General features: G+C 68.3%; 17 protein-coding genes. 12 read left to right on the forward strand and 5 right to left on the reverse strand.

Annotated elements, in window-relative coordinates:
- Nucleotides 1-6: 6 nt before the first annotated feature.
- The 5 genes from queA to secF all read left to right on the forward strand — a co-directional run bounded on the left by queA (nt 7) and on the right by secF (nt 5,492).
- On the forward strand, nt 7-1,035 hold the full coding sequence (gene queA, locus QAA18_RS01715) for a tRNA preQ1(34) S-adenosylmethionine ribosyltransferase-isomerase QueA (RefSeq protein WP_279410534.1): 1,029 nt from the start codon (nt 7-9) through the stop codon (nt 1,033-1,035).
- Nucleotides 1,023-2,186, forward strand: a complete 1,164-nt coding sequence (tgt, locus tag QAA18_RS01720) for a tRNA guanosine(34) transglycosylase Tgt (RefSeq protein ID WP_279410535.1) — start codon at nt 1,023-1,025, stop codon at nt 2,184-2,186. The genes queA and tgt overlap by 13 nt, the downstream gene beginning before the upstream one ends.
- A 35-nt stretch (nt 2,187-2,221) precedes the next feature.
- A complete protein-coding gene (gene yajC, locus QAA18_RS01725) occupies nt 2,222-2,575 on the forward strand; it encodes a preprotein translocase subunit YajC (RefSeq protein WP_279410536.1) in 354 nt (117 codons plus the stop codon).
- A gap of 63 nt (nt 2,576-2,638) precedes the next feature.
- Complete coding sequence (secD, locus tag QAA18_RS01730) at nt 2,639-4,510, forward strand: protein translocase subunit SecD (RefSeq protein ID WP_279410538.1); 1,872 nt, start codon at nt 2,639-2,641, stop codon at nt 4,508-4,510.
- A gap of 13 nt (nt 4,511-4,523) precedes the next feature.
- Nucleotides 4,524-5,492 carry a protein translocase subunit SecF gene (secF, locus tag QAA18_RS01735; protein ID WP_279410539.1) on the forward strand — a complete coding sequence of 323 codons (969 nt, stop codon included), beginning with the start codon at nt 4,524-4,526 and terminating at the stop codon, nt 5,490-5,492.
- A gap of 60 nt (nt 5,493-5,552) precedes the next feature.
- On the opposite strand, the gene QAA18_RS01740 is transcribed toward secF, so the two are convergent.
- Both QAA18_RS01740 and QAA18_RS01745 read right to left on the reverse strand, forming a co-directional pair.
- Complete coding sequence (locus QAA18_RS01740; RefSeq protein WP_279410540.1) at nt 5,553-6,167, reverse strand: glutathione S-transferase N-terminal domain-containing protein; 615 nt, start codon at nt 6,165-6,167, stop codon at nt 5,553-5,555.
- Between the two features lie 94 nt (nt 6,168-6,261).
- The gene (locus QAA18_RS01745; RefSeq protein WP_279410542.1) at nt 6,262-6,720 is read right to left on the reverse strand and encodes a cell wall hydrolase; all 459 of its coding nucleotides are present in this window, start codon (nt 6,718-6,720) and stop codon (nt 6,262-6,264) included.
- 284 nt (nt 6,721-7,004) lie between these two features.
- On the opposite strand from QAA18_RS01745, the gene QAA18_RS01750 reads away from it, so the two are divergent.
- From QAA18_RS01750 to QAA18_RS01765, 4 genes are all read left to right on the forward strand, one after another.
- Entirely contained in the window at nt 7,005-8,456 is a 1,452-nt protein-coding gene (locus QAA18_RS01750; RefSeq protein WP_279410544.1) for a bifunctional 2-methylcitrate dehydratase/aconitate hydratase, read from the forward strand.
- A gap of 171 nt (nt 8,457-8,627) precedes the next feature.
- A complete protein-coding gene (locus tag QAA18_RS01755) occupies nt 8,628-9,737 on the forward strand; it encodes an OmpA family protein (protein WP_279410545.1) in 1,110 nt (369 codons plus the stop codon).
- Between the two features lie 106 nt (nt 9,738-9,843).
- Nucleotides 9,844-10,395 (forward strand): hypothetical protein, encoded by a 552-nt coding sequence (locus QAA18_RS01760; RefSeq protein ID WP_279410562.1) that lies wholly within the window; start codon nt 9,844-9,846, stop codon nt 10,393-10,395.
- Complete coding sequence (locus tag QAA18_RS01765; protein ID WP_279410564.1) at nt 10,388-11,104, forward strand: pseudouridine synthase; 717 nt, start codon at nt 10,388-10,390, stop codon at nt 11,102-11,104. The genes QAA18_RS01760 and QAA18_RS01765 overlap by 8 nt, the downstream gene beginning before the upstream one ends.
- 135 nt (nt 11,105-11,239) lie before the next feature.
- Here QAA18_RS01765 and kbl read toward each other — a convergent pair whose 3' ends face one another.
- Both kbl and tdh read right to left on the reverse strand, forming a co-directional pair.
- Nucleotides 11,240-12,445: a glycine C-acetyltransferase gene (kbl, locus tag QAA18_RS01770; RefSeq protein WP_279410547.1), complete on the reverse strand. Its 1,206-nt coding sequence runs from the start codon at nt 12,443-12,445 to the stop codon at nt 11,240-11,242.
- Nucleotides 12,436-13,470 carry an L-threonine 3-dehydrogenase gene (tdh, locus tag QAA18_RS01775; RefSeq protein ID WP_279410549.1) on the reverse strand — a complete coding sequence of 345 codons (1,035 nt, stop codon included), beginning with the start codon at nt 13,468-13,470 and terminating at the stop codon, nt 12,436-12,438. Before tdh ends, kbl begins: the two co-directional genes overlap by 10 nt.
- Before the next feature lie 81 nt (nt 13,471-13,551).
- Between tdh and QAA18_RS01780 the strand changes: the two genes are divergently transcribed.
- Both QAA18_RS01780 and QAA18_RS01785 read left to right on the forward strand, forming a co-directional pair.
- Nucleotides 13,552-15,717, forward strand: coding sequence for a S46 family peptidase (locus QAA18_RS01780; RefSeq protein ID WP_279410550.1), 2,166 nt, complete (start codon nt 13,552-13,554; stop codon nt 15,715-15,717).
- Nucleotides 15,718-15,728: 11 nt separating this feature from the next.
- Nucleotides 15,729-17,888, forward strand: coding sequence for a S46 family peptidase (locus QAA18_RS01785; RefSeq protein ID WP_279410551.1), 2,160 nt, complete (start codon nt 15,729-15,731; stop codon nt 17,886-17,888).
- Nucleotides 17,889-17,900: 12 nt separating this feature from the next.
- Here QAA18_RS01785 and QAA18_RS01790 read toward each other — a convergent pair whose 3' ends face one another.
- Complete coding sequence (locus QAA18_RS01790; RefSeq protein WP_279410553.1) at nt 17,901-18,299, reverse strand: DUF3224 domain-containing protein; 399 nt, start codon at nt 18,297-18,299, stop codon at nt 17,901-17,903.
- A gap of 187 nt (nt 18,300-18,486) precedes the next feature.
- Between QAA18_RS01790 and QAA18_RS01795 the strand changes: the two genes are divergently transcribed.
- Nucleotides 18,487-19,736: NAD(P)-dependent oxidoreductase (locus QAA18_RS01795; RefSeq protein WP_279410554.1), on the forward strand; the 1,250-nt coding region annotated here is incomplete at its 3' end.

The raw sequence follows: 19,736 nt of genomic DNA on the forward strand, positions 1-19,736 counted from the left end.
ACTCATTTGAAGAAGAGCGATTTCCATTACGAACTGCCGCCGGAACTGATCGCGCAGGCGCCCTTGCCCGAGCGTTCGGCCAGCCGGTTGCTGCTGGTGCCGCGCGCACCGGCAGCGTTCGCCGACCACGGCATCCGCGACCTGCCGATGCTGCTGCAGCCCGGCGACCTGCTGGTGTTCAACGATACCCGGGTGATCCCCGCGCGCCTGTTCGGGCACAAGCAGGGCAGCGGTGGCAGGGCCGAGATCCTGGTCGAGCGCCTGCTGCCCGGCAACGAGGCCAGGGTGCAGCTGGGCGTGAGCAAACCGATGAAGCCCGGCGGGCGCATCGAGCTCGACGCCGGCGGCCAGGCCGAGGTGCTGGGTCGCGAAGGCGAGTTCTACCGGCTGCGCTTCGCGGTCGATGGCGACCTTGCCGGGTGGCTGCAGCACGCAGGGCAGTTGCCGTTGCCGCCCTATATCCACCGCGCCCCCGGGGCCGACGACCAGGAGCGTTACCAGACGGTGTTCGCGCGCGCGCCCGGCGCGGTCGCAGCGCCCACCGCCGGCCTGCACTTCGACGAGGCGCTGCTGCAGGCATTGCGCGAACGCGGCGTCGAGACCGGCCGCGTCACCCTGCACGTGGGTGCCGGCACCTTCCAGCCGGTGCGCATGGACGACTTGTCCGAACACCGCATGCACAGCGAATGGCTCAGCGTCGACGCCACGCTGGTGGAGCAGGTACGCCAGGCGCGCGCCCGCGGCGGGCGCGTCGTTGCGGTCGGCACCACCGTGGTGCGCGCGCTGGAAAGCGCCTTGCGCGACGGCGAACTGCAGCCTTTCCAGGGCGAGACTTCGATCTTCATCCTGCCCGGTTACCGCATCCGCAGCGTCGATGCGCTGCTCACCAACTTCCACCTGCCGGAGTCGACCCTGCTCATGCTGGTCTCCGCCTTTGCCGGCCGCGAGCGCATGTTCGCCGCCTACGATCACGCGATCGCCGAACGCTATCGCTTCTTTTCCTACGGCGACGCGATGCTGCTATGGGGCGCATGACCTTCGAGCTGCTCGGCACGGACGGCGCCGCGCGCCGCGGCCGGCTGCGCTTCCCGCGAGGCACGGTGGAAACACCGGCGTTCATGCCGGTGGGCACCTACGGGACCGTCAAGGGCATGCTGCCGGAACAGCTGCGCGCGCTGGGCGCGGAAATCATCCTCGGCAACACCTTCCACCTGTTCCTGCGCCCCGGCCTCGAGGTGATCGAAGCCCACGGCGGCTTGCACGGCTTTGCCCGCTGGGACGGCCCGATCCTCACCGATTCGGGCGGCTTCCAGGTGTTCTCGCTGGCGCACCGGCGCAGGATCACCGAGCAGGGCGTCACCTTCCAGGCGCCGACCGACGGCTCCACCGTATTCCTCGGTCCCGAGGAGAGCATGCGCATCCAGAAGGTGCTCGGCTCGGACATCGTGATGATCTTCGACGAGTGCCCGCCGGTTCACCACGACGGCAAGCCCGTCGACCCGCGCGTGGTCGAGCGATCGATGGAGCTGTCGCTGCGCTGGGCCGAGCGCTCGAAGCGCGCGCACGAAGGCAACGATGCGGCGCTGTTCGGGATCGTGCAGGGCGGCGTGCACCACGCCCTGCGCACGCGCTCGGCCGACGGGCTCAAGCAGATCGGCTTCGACGGTTACGCCATCGGCGGCCTGGCGGTGGGCGAGACCGAGGACGAGCGCAACGCCATGCTCGACCACACGTGCCCGCAGCTGCCCGGCGACCGCCCGCGCTACCTGATGGGGGTGGGGCGCCCGGAGGACCTGGTGGAGGCGGTGGCGCGCGGCGTCGACATGTTCGACTGCGTCATGCCCACCCGCAACGCCCGCAACGGCCACTATTTCACCGCAACCGGCACCATCCGGATCCGCAATGCCGGTTTCGCGCAGGACCTGCGCCCGATCGAGGAAGGCTGCGGCTGCCCGGCCTGCGCCGGGGGCTATACCCGGGCCTACATGCGCCATCTGGACCGGTGCAACGAAATGCTGGGCCCGATCCTGGGCACCCTGCACAACCTCTGGTACTACCAGCGGCTCATGGCCGGGATGCGCGACGCGATCGGGCAGGGAACCTTCGCGGCCTTCCGCGACTCCTTCTATTCCAACCGGGGCCTGCCAGCCCCGGGCGGCCCGCCCGGTGGCGGCCGCGTGGCATAATTCCCGGCTGTTTCGCCCTCTGGACGACCATTTAGATGAACCTGCTCGACCTTCTCGTTTCGCCCGCCTATGCCCAGGCGGCCAGCCAGCCGGCTCCCGGCGGCCTGTTCGGCGGCGGCCTCGGCGGCCTGATGTTCCCGATCCTGCTGATCGCGGTGATGTACTTCCTGATGATCCGCCCGCAGATGAAGCGGCAGAAGGAACATCGCGCCATGCTCGACAAGCTGGCCAATGGCGACGAAGTGATCACCAATGGCGGCGTCGCCGGCGTGGTGCGCGAGCTGGGCGAGCACTTCGTCACCGTCGAGATCGCCGACAACGTGCGCATCCGCGTGCAGAAGGGTGCGATCGCAAACGTGCTGCCCAAGGGCACGCTCAAGTCGGCCTGAGCCGGCATTACTGACTGAAGGCGTGCGCCCGGGCGGGGAAGCCGGGCCACGCGGGGCTTTCCGATGCTCGAATACGGACGATTCAAGTACTTCATCATCCTGGCCGTGGTGTTGCTCAGCGTGCTCTATGCGCTGCCCAACATCTATCCGCAGGATCCGTCGGTACAGGTCACCGCCAATCGCGGCTACGAGGTCGGCCCCGAACTGCAGAAGCAGGTCGAGGCGACGCTGGCCGAAGCCGGGGTCGTGCCGAAGTCCGTCGAGATCGAGGAGGACGGCGAGCTGCTGGTGCGGCTGAACGACGTGATCGCGCAGACGAAGGCCAGCGATGCGATCAGTGCCGCGGTCGGCGACAACTTCGTGGTCGCGCTCAACCTGGCCTCCACCGAACCCGAGTGGCTGGGCAAGATCGGCGCGCGGCGCATGCTGATGGGCCTGGACCTGCAGGGCGGCGTGCACTTCCTGATGCAGGTCGACCGCAAGGCCGCGCTGGACAAGCGCTTCGATGCCTATGCCGAGGACCTGCGGGTGCTGCTGCGCGACAACCGCGTGCGCTACCAGTCGGTCGAGCGCCGTGCCGACGATTCCATCGTCGCCACCCTGGCCACGCCGGAAGCCGCCGCCCAGGCGCGCGACCTGGCCGCGCGCGACATGCCGACGCTGCGCATGGATGTCGAGGGCAACACCCTGGCCATGCACGTGCCGGATTCGGAAATCCAGCAGATCACCAGCGATGCGATCGAGCAGAACGTCGGTACCCTGCGCAACCGCATCAACGAGCTCGGCGTGGCCGAGCCGATCATCCAGCGCCAAGGTTCCGAACGCGTGGTGGTGCAGCTGCCGGGCGTGCAGGACACCGCCCAGGCCAAGCGCATCCTCGGCGCCACCGCCACCCTGGAATACCGCGGCGTCGTGGATGCCAATGCCTACGAGGCACGCGACAGCGGCCTGGTCCCGCCCGAAGGCAAGCTGTTCTTCCGCAAGGAGATCGGCCCGGACGGCAAGCCGATCCCGATCATCCTCAACAAGCGCGTCATCGCCACCGGCGACCAGCTGGTCGACGCGCGTTCGGGCTACGACCAGCAGACCGGCACGCCGATGGTCTCGGTGCGCCTGAACGGCATCGGCGGCCAGCGCATGTTCGACTTCACCAGCGAGAACGTCGGCAAGCCGATGGCGGTGGTCTACGTCGAGCGCGTACCCGAGGTCACCACCGGCCCGGACGGCGAAGAAGTCCGCATCACCCGCACCCGCGAGCAGGTCATCTCGGTGGCCACCATCAACGGCGTGTTCGGCAAGGAGTTCCAGACCACCGGCCTGGAAAGCCCGAAGGAAGCCGCGGACCTGGCCCTGCTGCTGCGTGCCGGCGCGCTGGCCGCGCCGATGGACTTCGTCGAACAGCGCGTGGTCGGCCCGAGCCTGGGCAAGGAGAACGTGGAGCGCGGCATGACCGCGGTGCTGTATTCGTTCGGCTTCGCGCTGGTGTTCTTCCTCGTCTATTACCGCATGTTCGGCGTGGTCACCTGCGTCGCGCTGTTGCTCAACCTGCTGATGGTGGTGGCGGTGATGTCGTTCCTCGGCGCGACCCTGACCTTGCCTGGCTTGGCCGGCATCGCGCTGACCGTCGGCATGTCGGTGGACGCCAACGTGTTGATCAACGAACGCATACGCGAGGAGTTGCGGGCAGGCGTACCGCCGAAGGCGGCGATCGCGGCCGGCTACGACAAGGCATCGGGCACCATCGCCGACGCCAACCTCACCGCGATCCTTGCCGGCGTGGCGCTGTTCGCCTTCGGCACCGGCCCGGTCAAGGGGTTCGCGGTCTCGATGATCGCCGGTATCGTCACCTCGATGTACACCGCGGTTTCGGTGTCGCGCGGCCTTGCCACCCTCATCTACGGACACCGGCGCAAGCTGAAGTCCGTGGCGATCTGACGGAGCACACACCATGCAATTCAACGTGTTCCCGCACGACAGCAAGTTCGACTTCATGCGCCTGCGCTTCGTGTCGACGGGCCTGTCGATCGCGCTGCTGGTGGTTGCGCTCGGCGCGATGGCCATCAACGGCTTCAACTTCGCGCTGGACTTCACCGGCGGCACCTCGGTCGAGCTGCGCTTCGACAAGCCCGCAGACGTCGATGCCGTGCGCGAGCGCCTGGACGCGGCCGGCTTCCCCGGCGCGCAGGTGCAGACCTACGGTTCCGGCGCCGACCTGCTGGTGCGCCTGCAACCGAAGGAAGCCGCGGCCGATGGCGTCCAGGACGATCCCGACAGCGACAGCAGCCAGATGGCCGAGGAAGTGGTCAAGATCGTCTCGACCCCGGAAAACCCCGCGCACCGCCTGAGCAGCGGCTACGTCGGCCCGCAGGTCGGCAAGGAGCTGGCCCAGAACGGCATCTACGCGATGCTGTTCGTGGTGATCGGCTTCCTGGCCTACATCTCGTTCCGCTTCGAGTGGAAGTTCGCGGTGGCGGCAATCCTGACCACCATGCACGACGTGGTCGTGGTCGCCGGCTGGTTCGCGATCAGCGGGCACGAGTTCGACCTGACGGTACTGGCCGGCATCATGGGCGTGATGGGTTTCTCCATCAACGACACCATCGTGGTGTTCGACCGCGTGCGCGAGAATTTCCGCGGCATGCGCGCGTCGCCGCGCGAGATCCTCAACGCGTCGATCAACCAGACCCTGTCGCGCACGGTGATCACTTCCTTCGTGGCGTTCCTGACCGTGCTGGCGCTGTACCTGTACGGCGGCGGTTCGCTGCAGGGCATGGCCGAGTCGATGATGGTCGGCATCATCCTCGGCACGCTGTCGTCGATCTTCGTGGCCTGCCCGCTGCTGATGTGGCTGGGCACGAACAAGCAGGACCTGATGCCGAAGGCGCGGGACGACGCGGAACTGGCGCGTCGTCCGTAAGGCCCTCATCCGCCCCGCTGCGCGGGGCGCCTTCTCCCGCGGGCGGGAGAAGGGCGAAGGTCAGGCCAGGCCTTCCTGCTTGAGCGCGGCCTGGACGCCGGGGTCGGCCTCCATCTGCCGGAAATGGCGCTCGAGGTTGCCAAGGCCCGCGAGGTCGATGCCCTGCGCCCTGGCCCAGCGGGTCACGACGTAGAGATAAGGGTCGGCGATCGAACGCGTGCTGCCGGCGATCCAGTCGTGCTTGCCGAGCTGGGCGTCGACGCGCTCGAACAGGGTGCGCAGCTGCGTGCGCGCGGCGTCCTTGGTCTTCTCGATCATGGCGGCGTCGCCAAGGTAGGCGGTGGTGCCGAACAGCGGCTTGAACGCCGGATGCATGTCCGAATTGACGAAGGCGAGCCAGCGGTCGACCTCCGCCCGCGAGCGCAGCGTGCCGTCGCCGGCCAGGCCGGCCTCGGGGCTGGTGGCCGCGATGTAGTTGAGGATCGCGGTGTTCTGGGTCAGGACCCAGCCGTCCTGCTCGAGCACCGGCACCGCCCCGGCGGGATTGAGCGCAAGGAACTCCGGGGACTTGCGCACCTCGCGCGACGCTGCCACCGCCTCGTAGGGCTGGCCGGTCCATTCGAGCGCGATGTGGTCTGCCAGCGAGCAGGCGCCGGGGGAGTAGTAGAGCTTCATCGGGGACTCCAGGTCGGGGCGCCCCACTATGGGCCCCGCACAGGGGACGCAGCATCACGCTGGCCGCAACGGTGCGTTGCGGCGATGGACGAGATCAGCCCTTGCGCGGCTTGAGCGACTGCACCTTGAAGAACGTGTGGTCGCCGATCACCGCCACCTGGTAGGCGTTGCGCCAGCTCGGCTGGGCGATGGCGATCGCGGCGAAGTGGCTGGCGCCGGGACCGATTTCCTTGCGTTCGCCGGGCGGCAGCGCCCAGTTGCGCTCCGATTCCAGCGCCACGGTCACCGCTTCGGCCCACGCCTCGGTATTGCTCAGGCGGGTGTTGGGCGACACCAGGCTGGGCGCGAACTGCTTGCGCGCGGTGACCACCGAACACACGTCGTCGCCCCACAGGCCGCTGTCGCGGCGGCGCAGGGCCACCTCGGCGACCGCCTGCTGGCCGCGCTCGGACTGGTCGCGGGCTTCAAGGTAGACGGTGGTACTCAGGCACAACGAGTCTGCGGCGGGCTGCGGCAGTACCTGCGACAGCCAGAGGATCCAGGCCAACTTCATCGGGGGCTCCTTGCTCCGTTGCGCCGCCCCGCGATATTGCGTGGCATCCGTGAGGATCCCGTGACCGGGGCGGCATGGCGTACTGGGGAGGGCGGCGGCTCTGCGGCGCGCCTTTGCCCGGGGCAAAAAAGTTGGCGCACGGTAAGGGCCGCAAACCCAACCCAGCCTGAACAGGGGTTGTCCTGAATTGGGCCCCTTCACGCCGGCGGCGAGCTGACGGCTGGTTGGCCGTTTCCCTCGGCACGGGGCAAAATAGCCGGCTCCCCGCACCGAAAGCAGCCCAGATGAGCCACTACGACGCCCGTTCAGCCGCCCGCCCGCAGCCCGACCAGCCGATGGTCGACATCGCCGACTATGTGGTCGACTACCGGATCGAGTCGCAGGAGGCCTACGACACCGCCCGCTACATGCTGCTCGATTCGCTGGCCTGCGCGATGCTGGCGATGAAGTTCGAGGGCTGCGTGAAGCACCTGGGCCCCATCGTCCCCGGCGCGACCCTGCCCGGCGGCGCCACCGTCCCCGGCACCAACTTCGAACTCGACCCGGTCCAGGCCGCCTTCAACATCGGCACCCAGGTGCGCTGGCTCGACTTCAACGACACCTGGCTGGCGGCCGAATGGGGCCACCCCTCCGACAACCTCGGCGCGATCCTGGCCGTGGCCGACTGGAAGAGCCGCAAGGAACTGCGCGACGGCGGACAGCCGATGACCGTGCGCGACGTGCTCACCGCCGCGATCAAGGCCCACGAGATCCAGGGTTGCTACGCACTGAAGAACTCCTTCAACCGCGTCGGCATGGACCACGTGATCCTGGTGCGCCTGGCGTCCACCGCCGTGGCCACGGCCATGCTCGGCGGCGGCAAGGACGAGATCGTGACCGCGGTGTCGCACAGCTGGATCGACCACGGCGTGCTGCGCACCTACCGCCAGGCGCCCACCACCGGCCCGCGCAAGAGCTGGGCCGCCGGCGACGCCTGCCGGCGCGCCGTGACCCATGCGCTCAACGCCGTGGACAAGCAGGTCGTCGGCTATCCGAGCGCGCTCAGCGCCAAGACCTGGGGCTTCTACGACGTGGCGTTCGGCGGCAAGCCGTTCGAGTTCGAGCGCCCGTTCGGCAGCTACGTCATGGAGAACGTGCTGTTCAAGATCAGCTTCCCGGCCGAGTTCCACGCCCAGACCGCGGTCGAGTGCGCGATGAAGCTGCACCCCCTGGTCAAGGACCGCATCGAGGACATCGAGCGCATCGAGATCCGGACCCAGGAAGCCGGCGTGCGCATCATCGACAAGACCGGCCCGCTGGCCAACTACGCCGACCGCGACCACTGCATCCAGTACATGGTGGCAGTGCCGCTGATCTTCGGCCGCCTCACCGCCGACGACTACAACGACGACGTCGCCGCCGACCCGCGCATCGACGCCCTGCGGGCGAAGATGGTGGTTGCCGAGAACCCGCAGTTCACCCGCGACTACTTCGATCCCGAAAAGCGCTACATCGGCAATTCGGTCCAGGTGTTCTTCAAGGACGGCAGCTCGACCGACCTGGTCTCGATCGATTACCCCATCGGCCACCGCCGCCGCCGCGCGGAGGGAATCCCGGTGCTGATGGCCAAGTGCGAGGCGGCCCTGCGCGGCCACCTGCCGGCCGGCCAGGTCGACCGGATCATGGCCCTGGCGGCCGAGCCGGCAAAGCTGGACGCCCTTACGGTCGACCAGTTCATGAACCTGTATAGGGTGTAAAATGGCGCTTCCCGAGGGCTGCACCGGCCATCCGGAATAGCCCCCAACTGTTAGGGTAGCGTTAACAAGGGCTTCACGCGGGCGGCATTAACCTGCGCTGGATGGCGTGCGGGACGGCCGTCCATTCAGAACCACGCTGCAAATGTTTTCTTACCGATCAAGGAGCTGAACATGAATAAGAAACTGCTCTGCGCTGCCCTGATTGCCGGGCTGGGCGTGGCACAGGCCGCTTCCGCGCAGGAGTTCGACGACCGCTGGTACGTCGCCGGCAGCGTTGGCATGAACATCCAGGACAGCGACCGCAACACCGAGTCCACCTTCGCCGAAACCCTGGGCTTCGGCCGCTTCCTGAGCCCGAACTGGTCGCTCGAAGCCGAACTGAACTACCAGAACCCGTCGAAGGAAGGGCAGCCGGGCCTGTGGTGGAGCCAGTACGGCGTGTCCGCCGATGCACGCTACCACTTCCGTGACGCCGACGCCGCCTGGTGGCCGTACGTGCGCATGGGCCTGGGCTGGCAGCGCCACGAAGAGGAATACATCAGCCTGAACCCGGCCGTGCCGGACGGCGGCTATCCGTACCAACACGAGGATTCCAACCTCGCCGCCAACCTCGGCGTCGGCCTGCAGTTCGACTTCGGTCGCGTGGACCTGCGCACCGAGCTGGGCACCCGCGTCGACTTCGACGACGTCCAGGCCACTGCCGGTCCGCAGGAAGACTACTTCTCCGACATCCTGGCCTCGCTGGGCATGACCATCGCCCTCGGCCCGGAGCCGGTCGCCCCGGTCGCCCCTGCGCCGGAGCCGGTCGCCCCGAGCTGCGCCGACATGGACGACGACGGCGACGGCGTCAACAACTGCGACGACAAGTGCCCCGGTTCGCAGGCTGGCCAGACCATCGGTCCGGACGGCTGCCCGGTGCCGGTCTCGATCGACCTGAAGGGCGTGAACTTCGACTTCGACAAGTCGACCCTGCGTCCCGACGCGGTCGCGATCCTCGACGAGGCCGTCGAGATCCTGAAGCGCTACCCCGACCTGCGCGTCGAGGTTGCCGGCCACACCGACGCCATCGGTACCGACGCCTACAACCAGGGCCTGTCCGAGCGTCGCGCGCGCGCCGTGTACGACTACCTGACCGGCAACGGCATCGACGCCTCGCGCATGGTGGGCCCGAACGGTTACGGCGAGAGCCGCCCGATCGCGCCGAACACCAACGAGGACGGTTCCGACAATCCGGAAGGCCGTGCGCAGAACCGCCGCACCGAGCTGAACGTCCAGAACTGATCGGACGCAACGCTGTGAACGGAAGCCCGGCATCACGCCGGGCTTCTTTTTTTGTCCTACACTCGGCCACGGTCGAGAACGAGGGCAGGCGATGCGCAAGGGCGCGATGATGTTTTGCGGCAGCGTGGCGCTCGCCGCCCTGGTGTTCCCCGAGGTGGTGTCGGCTGCCACCTGTCCGGCGCCGGCGCCGGCGTCGATGGCGAACGATCCGCTGCACGGCGGGCCGATCGCGCCGGTCGCAGCCGAGCTCGCCGACGCGGGCAATCCGCTGGGAATTCCCGGCAGCGTGCTGGCCCAGGCGTTCGATGCATCGCAATCGCTCGACCAGGTGCTGCTGCGGATCCGCATCGAAGCCTGCCGCGACGTCGCGATCGCGACACCCGCCCCCGGCGTGCTGGACCCCGACAACCCCGCCGCGTACAAGCCGCGTACCGAATTCGACAATACGCCGTGGCGCTTCAACATGAGCCAGGACGGCAAGAACATGACCGCCGACGAATTCAGCGCCTGGATGCAGTCGCGCGGCGTGCGCGTCGCCCGCGGCGCAGCGCCGGCGCCGGTGCCGGCCGGGGCCACGGAAGCGATCGAAGCGACCGAGCCAGCGGCGCCCGCCGAGCCGGTGACGACACCGAAGATCGCGGAGCCCGAGGCTGAGTAAGGCGCCGCGCCACGGGCTGGCGCGCGCGTTGTCCAGGCGCGGCGTGTGTTCGCGCAAGGTGGCCGCCGAATGGATCGCGGCAGGGCGGGTCAGCGTCGACGGGCGCGTGGTCCGCGATCCCGAATTCCCGACCACGCCGGAGACGGTCATCGTCGTCGACGGCGACGCCCGGCGGGAACACGCTCCGGTCCATCTGCTGTTGAACAAGCCGCGTGGCCTGGTGACCACCACCAGCGACGAGCACGGCCGCGACACCGTCTACCGCTGCTTCGACGGAGCGGAATTGCCGTGGATCGCGCCCGTCGGGCGCCTGGACAAGGCCAGCGAAGGCCTGCTGCTGTTCAGCAACGATCCGCGCTGGGCGGCGCGCATCACCGATCCGGAAACGGGCCCGGACAAGACCTACCACGTGCAGGTCGACACCATCCCCGGCGATGCGCTACTGGCCGCGCTGGTCGAAGGCGTCGACGCCGACGGCGCACGCCTGCGCGCGAAGTCGGCGAGGCTGCTGCGCAGCGGCACGAAGAACGCCTGGCTGGAGATCGTCCTCGGCGAAGGCCGCAACCGCCAGATCCGCCGCCTCCTCTCCGCCTTCGATATCTCCGTGCTCCGCCTCGTCCGCACCGCCATCGGCCCCATCACCCTCGGCGACCTCCCCAAAGGCGCCTGGCGCCACCTTTCGAGTGCGGAAGCGGAAGAGCTTTTTTAGCCACGGATTACACGGATGAACACGGATAAAGCAAAAGAATTAGTGGATCCTTGCGCGCCCTGATTACCTGCGCAACTGCTTCTTTGCTCTTGTCCTATCTGTGTTCATCCGTGTAATCCGTGGCTAAAACCGCTTTTACTGGATGACCTTGAGGTCGCGGCCGATGCGGGTGAAGGCGTCGATGGCGCGGTCGAGGTGCTCGCGGGTGTGGGCGGCGGAGATCTGGGTGCGGATGCGCGCCTGGCCCTTGGGCACGACGGGGAAGAAGAAGCCGATCGCGTAGATGCCTTCGTCGAGCAGCCGGCGCGCGAATTCCTGCGCCAGCGGCGCATCGTGCAGCATCACCGGGCAAATCGGATGCACGCCGGGCTTGATCTCGAAGCCGGCCGCCAGCATGCGCTCGCGGAAGTGCGCAGTGTTCGCGGCCAGGCGCTCGCGCAGCTCGCCGGCGCCGGCCAGCATCTCGAACGCCTTGATGCCCGCAGCGACGACGTGCGGCGGCAGCGAGTTGGAGAACAGGTAAGGACGCGAGCGCTGGCGCAGCAGTTCGATCACTTCCGCCTTTGCGGTGGTGAAGCCGCCGACCGCGCCGCCCATGGCCTTGCCCAGGGTGCCGGTGAAGATGTCGATGCGGTCCATCACGCCCTTGACCTCGGCCGAACCGCGCCCGGTGGCGCCGATGAAGCCGGTGGCATGACACTCGTCGATGTGCACCAGCGCGCCGTATTGCTTCGCCAGCGCGGTGATCCGGTCGAGCGGCGCGATGAAGCCGTCCATCGAGAACACGCCGTCGCTGGTGATCATGATGGTTTCGGCGCCGTCGGCGCGGGCCTGCTGCAGCTGCTTCTCCAGGTCGGCCATGTCGCAGTTGGCGTAGCGGTACCGCTTCGCCTTGCACAGGCGCACGCCGTCGATGATCGAGGCGTGGTTGAGCGCGTCGGAGATGATCGCGTCGTTCTCGCCCAGCAGCGGCTCGAACAGGCCGCCGTTGGCGTCGAAACAGGCTGCGTAAAGGATCGTGTCTTCGGTGCCGAAGAAGTCCGCGATGGTCTTCTCCAGCTGCTTGTGCAGGTCCTGCGTGCCGCAGATGAAGCGCACCGAGGCCATGCCGAAACCGTGCGTGTCCAGCGCCTCCTTGGCCGCCTGGATCATCGCCGGGTGGTCGGCGAGGCCCAGGTAGTTGTTGGCGCAGAAATTGAGCACAGTGCGCCCGTCCTCGAGGACGATCTCGGCCGCCTGTGGGCTGGTGATGATGCGCTCGGCCTTGAACAACCCGGCCTGCCGGATCTCCTCCAGGGTGGCCTGGTAACGCGCGGTCGCGCTGTTGCCGGTCACGTCCACGACAGCACCACCTTTCCGGCCTTGCCGGCTTCCATCAGGTCGAAGCCCTGCTGGAATTCGTCGATCGGGAGCTGGTGGGTCAGCACCTTGCCCAGCGGGAAACCGCCGAGCACCAGCTGCGTCATCTTGTACCAGGTCTCGTACATCTTGCGTCCGTAGATGCCGTGCAGGGTCAGGCCCTTGAAGATGATGCGGTCCCAGTCCACGCCGGCGCCCTTGGGCATGATGCCGAGCATGGCGATGCGCCCGCCGTTGTACATGCAGTCGAGCATGTCGTTGAAGGCGCGCGGGTTGCCGCTCATCTCCAGGCCGACGTCGAAGCCTTCCATGTGCAGGTCGCTCATCACGTCCTTGAGCGATGTGTTGCTGACGTTGACCACGCGGGTGGCGCCCATGTCGGCCGCCAGCTTGAGGCGGTAGTCGTTGACGTCGGTGACCACCACGTTGCGCGCGCCGATGTGCTTGCAGATGCCTGCGGCGATGATGCCGATCGGGCCGGCGCCGGTGATCAGCACGTCCTCGCCGACCACGTCGAACTCCAGCGCGCAGTGCGCGGCGTTGCCGTAGGGATCGAAGAACGCGGCCAGTTCCGAGGGGATCTGGTCGGGGATCGGCCACAGGTTGGTGGCCGGCATCACGATGTACTCGGCGAAGGCGCCGTCGCGGTTGACGCCGATGCCGATGGTGTTCGGGCACAGGTGCTGGCGGCCGCCGCGGCAGTTGCGGCAATGGCCGCAGACGATGTGGCCTTCGGCGGAAACGCGCTGGCCGACCTTGTACCCGGTCACGCCCGGGCCGAGATCGGCGATGCGGCCGACGAACTCATGCCCGATCACCAGGCCCGGCTCGATCGTGCGCTGGCTCCACTCGTCCCACAGGTAGATGTGCAGGTCGGTGCCGCAGATGGCGGTCTTCTCGACCTTGACCAGGACCTCGTTCGGCCCGGGCACCGGCACCGGCACGTCCTGCATCCAGATGCCCTTGCCGGGCTCGCGCTTGACCAGCGCCTTCATCGTCGAGGACATCCGTCGTTCCAGCCTTGGGAAGGCCCCCGATTATACGCGCGCGGCTATACTCGAACGGATTTTCCAACCCGGAGCGACCCCATGCGGCTGACCCTGAAAACCCTTGCATTCGCACTCGCGGCGTGCGCCGGCCCGGCCCTGGCGGGCGAGGGCATGTGGGTGCCGCAGCAGCTTCCCGAAATCGCCGGCCCGCTGCAGAAGGCCGGGCTGGAATTGCCGCCGGAACAGCTCGCCGACCTCACCGGCCAGCCAATGGGCGCGGTGGTCTCCCTGGGCGGTTGCACCGCCAGCTTCGTCTCCCCGCAAGGCCTGGTGGTGACCAACCACCACTGCGCGTACGGCAGCCTGCAGCTGAATTCCACGCCGGAGAACAACCTGATCGAGACCGGCTTCAATGCCGCGACGCTGGGCGACGAACTGTCGGGGGGTCCGAACGCGCGCATCTACGTGCTCGACTCGATCCAGGACGTCACCGCGCAGGCCAGGGCCGCCATTGCCTCCGCCAAGGATGCGCCGGGCCGCACGGCCGCGCTGGAGAAGCTGAGCAAGCAGCTCGTTTCCGAATGCGAAGCCGAAGCCGGTTTCCGTTGCCGCTTCTACAGCTTCTCCGGCGGCAACACCTATCGCCTGTTCCGCAACCTCGAGATCCGCGACGTACGCATCGTCAACGCGCCGCCGCAGAGCATCGGCGCCTACGGCGGCGACATCGACAACTGGATGTGGCCGCGCCACACCGGCGACTACAGCTTCCTGCGCGCCTATGTCGGCAAGGACGGCAAGCCGGCGGCCTACTCCGAGGACAACGTCCCGTACCAGCCGAAGCACTGGCTGCGAATCGCCAGCCAGCCGCTGGAAACCGGCGATTTCGTGATGGTGGCCGGTTACCCGGGCCGCACCTCGCGCTACGCGCTGGCCAGCGAGTTCGACCAGACGGCGCAGTGGGCCTACCCGATGGTGGTGAAGCACTACGGCAAGCTGATCGAGCTGGTCGAAGCCGCCGGTGCAAGGGACGAGGACATCAAGGTCAAGTACGCCAGCACCGTCAAGGGTTGGCACAACGTGGTCAAGAACTACAGCGGCCAGCTCGACGGCTTCCAGCGCATCGACGCGAGCGCGCGCAAGCATGCGGAAGAGGAAGCAGTGCTGGCCTGGCTGAAGGGTCAGGACGAGGCGGGCGCGCCGGCGCTGGCCGCGCATGCGCGCCTGCTGGAACTGCAGGCGCAGGAAGCCGCCACCCGCGACCGCGATTTCGTGTTCGGCCAGTTGCGCCGCACCGGCGTCATCGGCACCGCCAGCTCGTTGTACCGCCTGGCGATCGAGAAGCAGAAGCCCGATGCCGAGCGCGAGCCTGGTTACCAGGAGCGGGACCTGCCGTCGATCGAAGGCGCGATGAAGCAGATGGAGCGCCGCCATGCACCGGCGATGGATCGCCAGTTGCAGGCGTACTGGCTGCGCGAATACGTGAAGCTGCCGGCCGACCAGCACGTGGCCGCCCTCGACGAATGGCTCGGCGGCAACGATGACGCCGCCATCGACGCCGCGCTCGAGCGCCTTTCCGGTACGGGCCTGGGAACGCTCGAGAATCGCATGGCCCTGCTGCAGGCCGACCGCGCCGCGTTCGAGTCCAGCAAGGACCCGGCCGTGCAGCTTGCGGTCGCGCTGATGCCGACGGTGCTGGAGATGGAAGCACAGCAGAAGGCGCGCGAAGGCGATGAACTGCTGGCCCGCCCGCTGGTCCTGCAGGCCGTGGCCGACTACAAGGCCAGCCAGGGCGAGTTCGTCTATCCGGACGCCAACTCCTCGCTGCGCATCACCTTCGGCAACGTGCAGGGCTACACCAAGCTCGACGGCACCCGCGATGCACCGTTCACCACCGTCGAGCAGATGGCCGCCAAGGCCACCGGCGAGGAGCCCTTCGACGCGCCGCAGGTGCTGCTGGACGCGGTGAAAGCGAAGCAATACGGCGACCACGCCGACAAGGCGCTGGGCACCGTGCCGGTCAATTTCACCGCCGACCTGGACATCACCGGCGGTAACTCCGGCTCGCCGGTGCTCGACGCGCGCGGCGACCTGGTCGGCCTGGTGTTCGACATGAACTGGGAGGCGGTGGTTTCCAACTGGGTGTTCGACGCCGACATGACCCGCGTGATCGCGATGGATGCGCGCTACATGTGGTGGATCCTGGACGAAGTACTGCCGGCGCCGCGCCTGGTCGCCGAGCTCGACGCCGCCAACAAGACCGAATAAGGACTGGACGCATGCGAATCCGTACCCTTGCCGCGGCGATGGCCGCGACCTGCGCCATGAGCGCCACCGCCCACGCCGACGAAGGCATGTGGATGCCCTCGCAGCTGCCGGAGATCGCCGCGCAGCTCAAGGCCGCCGGCTACCAGGGCGACCCGGCGGCGCTGGCCGACCTGACGAAGCCGCCGATGAACGCGATCGTCTCGCTGGGTGGCTGCACCGCCAGCTTCGTCTCGCCCAACGGCCTGGTGGTTACCAACCACCACTGCGCCATGGGCGCGATCCAGCTCAACTCGACGCCGCAGGACAACCTGATCGCCAACGGTTTCATCGCCGCCGACCAGGCTGCCGAGCGTTCCGCCGGGCCGGGCGCGCGCATCTTCGTGACCGTCGCCTTCGACCGCATCACCGACCGCATCCTGGCCGATGCGCGCGGCAAGACCGGCCGCGCCTACTACGACGCCGTCGATGCCGCCGAAAAGGCGGTGGTGGCCGAGTGCGAGGCCGATGCAGGCTACCGCTGCAGCGTCGCCGACATGTACTACGGCACCGATTTCTACCTGGTCAAGCAGCTGGAGATCACCGACGTGCGCCTGGTCTACGCGCCGCCGGAAGCGATCGGCAACTACGGCGACGAGATCGACAACTTCATGTGGCCGCGTCACAGCGGCGACTTCGCGTTCTACCGCGCCTACGTCGGCAAGGACGGCAAACCGGCCGCGTACTCGGAAGACAACGTGCCGTACACGCCGCCGGCCTGGCTGACGGTGTCCACCGATCCGGTCGCCGAGGGCGATTACGTCATGCTCGCCGGCTATCCGGGCCGCACCTATCGCCATCGCATGGCGATGGAATTCGCAGAGCAGGTGAACGACACCCTGCCGTCGCGGGTGGACATCTACGGCGCGCTGGTCGACACCATCGAGAAGGCGGTCGAGGGCGACGAGGAAGCCACCGTCCTGTACGCCGCGCAGATGGCGTCGCTGGAGAACGGCCTCAAGCGCGCCCAGGGCGAGCTCGACGGCCTGCGCCGCAGCAACGCCGTGGACAAGCGCGCCGCCGACGAGGCCGCGATGCTGGCCTGGTTCGGCAAGCAGTCCGGTGCCAAGGCCGCGATCGCCGACATCAAGGCTGCGCAGAAGCTTGTTGCCGCCGCGCACGCGACCAGCGATCGCGACACCCTGTTCGGCCTGATGCGTTCGCAGGTGCAGCTGCTGGGCAGCGCCTACAGGTTGCAGCGCCTGGCGCTGGAGCGCGGCAAGCCCGATGCCGAGCGCGAGAGCGGCTACCAGCAGCGCGACGAAGCACGGATCGAAGGGGCCCTCAAGCAGGTCCAGCGCCGCTACGACCCGGAGGTCGAGAAGGCGATCCTGGCCGAGATCCTGCGCCGCTACCGCGCACTGCCGGCCGACCAGCGCATTGCCGAGATCGACGCTGTGTTCGGCACCGATGCCGATTCGGCGGCGGCCGCGCTGGACCGCATCTACGCCGGCACGAAGCTGGGCGATGCCGAAGTCCGCCTCGGACTGCTGGCCGCCGAACCGGCGGCGGTGATCGCCAGCGACGACCCGCTGATGCAGGCGGCCGCCAGGCTGATGCCGGCCGTGCTGCGCGAGGAACAGGTGGACAAGGCCCGCGCCGGCGACCTGCTGCGCCTGCGCCCCTCGTACATGCGCGGCTGGGCCGGCTACAGCGCCGCCAACGGCAAGCCGCTGTATCCGGATGCCAACTCCACCTTGCGCGTGAGCTACGGCAAGGTCAGCTCGCTGGATCCGCGCGACGGCGTGCACTACACCCCGCTGACCACCGTGCAGGGCATCCTCGAGAAGCACACCGGGCAGGTGCCGTTCGATGCGCCCAGGCCGCTGCGCGACGCGATCGCGAAGGGCGATTTCGGCAGCACCGCCGACCCGGTGCTCAAGACCCAGACGGTCGACTTCATGACCAACCTGGATACCACCGGCGGCAATTCCGGTTCGCCGGTGCTGGACGCGAACGGACGGCTGATCGGCCTGAACTTCGACAGCAACTGGGAAGCGGTGAGCGCCAGCTGGATGTACGACCCGCGCTACAAGCGCGCGATCCACGTCGACGTGCGCTACCTGCGCTGGCTGCTGGCCAAGGTCTACCCGGCGCTGCACCTGCTCGAGGAAATGAAGCTGCCCGCCGAGTAGGGCGGTCCAGGTTCAGTCTCCTTCGAACTCGTAGTCGAAGGTGTAGTAGTGGCGGCCGTCGACGATGTCGATGGCGATCGTCCCGGCCAGGCCGGCCAGGCCGTCGGTGCCCGAGTCGGGCACCACGGCCAGGTCCAGGGACGCCGCGCCGCGGTCCATGATGCCCTTGTGCACGGCCAGGAAAGTGCCTTCGCGGCCGTCCAGGCTGCCGGCCACGCGCTCGACCGCCACGTAGGCCGCCGAGTTCTCGACCGCCGTGGTCACCGCCAGCATGTGGACCACGCTGCTGGCCGCCAGCGGCCCGCTGAACTGCTTCTCGAAGCGCACGTGCATCGCCTCGACCCCGTCGCCGAGGTCGCACCCCGGCTCCATGCTGCGCTTGACCTCGAACTCACCCTTCGCCTGTGGCATGTCGCGGCTCCTGTCTGCTAACCTGCCGGCAAATCGCGGATTCCCATGCCTGCCGGCCCCGTCTTCACGATTGGATGTACCTGCTGTTGCAGAGAGTATGTAGCAGAGAGTAACCCGGCTTCCCGGCCGGGGTTCCGTCCGCCGGCGGCATGCGTGTCCGTGGTCCCCACACCACAGGAGCGCGTAGATGAAAGTGCTGGCATGCGATGGCATCCATGAAGACGGCCTGGCCCTGTTCCGCGAAGCGGGCTGGGACGTCGCCGTCGCCCCCGAACCGATCAAGGATCCTGCCCGCCTGGCCCAGGCGCTGGCCGGCGTCGACGCCGTGCTGGTGCGTTCGGCCACGCCGGTGCCCGCCGCGGCGCTGGTGCCGGGTGCACGCCTGCGGGTGATCGGTCGTGCCGGTGCGGGCGTGGACACGATCGACGTCGAAGCCGCGACCGCCGGCGGCATCGCAGTGATGAACGCGCCCGACGGCAACACCCTGGCCGCCGCCGAGCATGCGCTATCGCTGCTGTTCGCGCTGGCCCGCCACGTGCCGCGTGCCGACGCCGGGATGAAGGCGGGCGAATGGCCGAAGGCCGGGCTCACCGGCTTCGAACTGGAAGGCAAGAAACTGGGCGTGATCGGCCTGGGCCGCATCGGAGGCACGGTCGCGCGCAAGGCGCGCGGCCTGGGCATGGACGTGGCCGCGTTCGACCCGTTCCTGCCGCCGTCGGCCGCCGCCCACGGCAGCGTGCCGCTGAAGACCCTGGAAGAACTGCTGGCCTGGGCCGACGTGATCACCCTGCACGTGCCGCGTACCAAGGAAACCACGCGCCTGCTCAACGCGCAGACCCTGGGGCTGATGAAGCGCGGCGCCTACCTGGTGAACGCCGCGCGCGGCGGCCTGGTCGACGAGGCGGCGCTGCTCGACGCGCTGGATTCCGGGCAGCTGGCCGGCGCCGCGCTCGACACCTTCGCCACCGAACCGCTGCCCGCCGATTCGCCGCTGCGTTCGCATCCCAAGCTGGTGCTCACGCCGCACCTGGGCGCATCGACGGGCGAAGCGCAGCAGGCCGTGAGCACGATCCTCGCCCGTGAAGTGCTGGATTATTTCGAGACCGGCGCGGTCGCCGGCTGCGTCAACCTGCCGCCGCTCAGCGCCGAGGCCGCGCGCGAAGTCGGCCCGTGGATGCCGCTGATGTCGGCGCTCGGGCGCCTGGCCACGCGCCTGGTGCCGGCGCCGGTGCGGTTGCACCTCACCTATGCCGGGCGCAGCGAAACGCTGGATCCGCGCCCGCTGACCCGCCTGCTGGTGGCCTCGCTGCTGGGCGAAGCCTCCACGCGGGTCACGCCGGTCAACGCGCTGCAGGAAGCCGCCGCGCGCGGACTGGTCGTGGCCGAGACCGTGGGCGGCGACAGCGACGGCTTCGACCGCCTGCTGCGCCTGCGCAT

Origin of the sequence: Luteimonas sp. 8-5, from assembly GCF_029763755.1 — a bacterium.
In the GTDB taxonomy this organism is placed as follows: domain Bacteria; phylum Pseudomonadota; class Gammaproteobacteria; order Xanthomonadales; family Xanthomonadaceae; genus Cognatiluteimonas.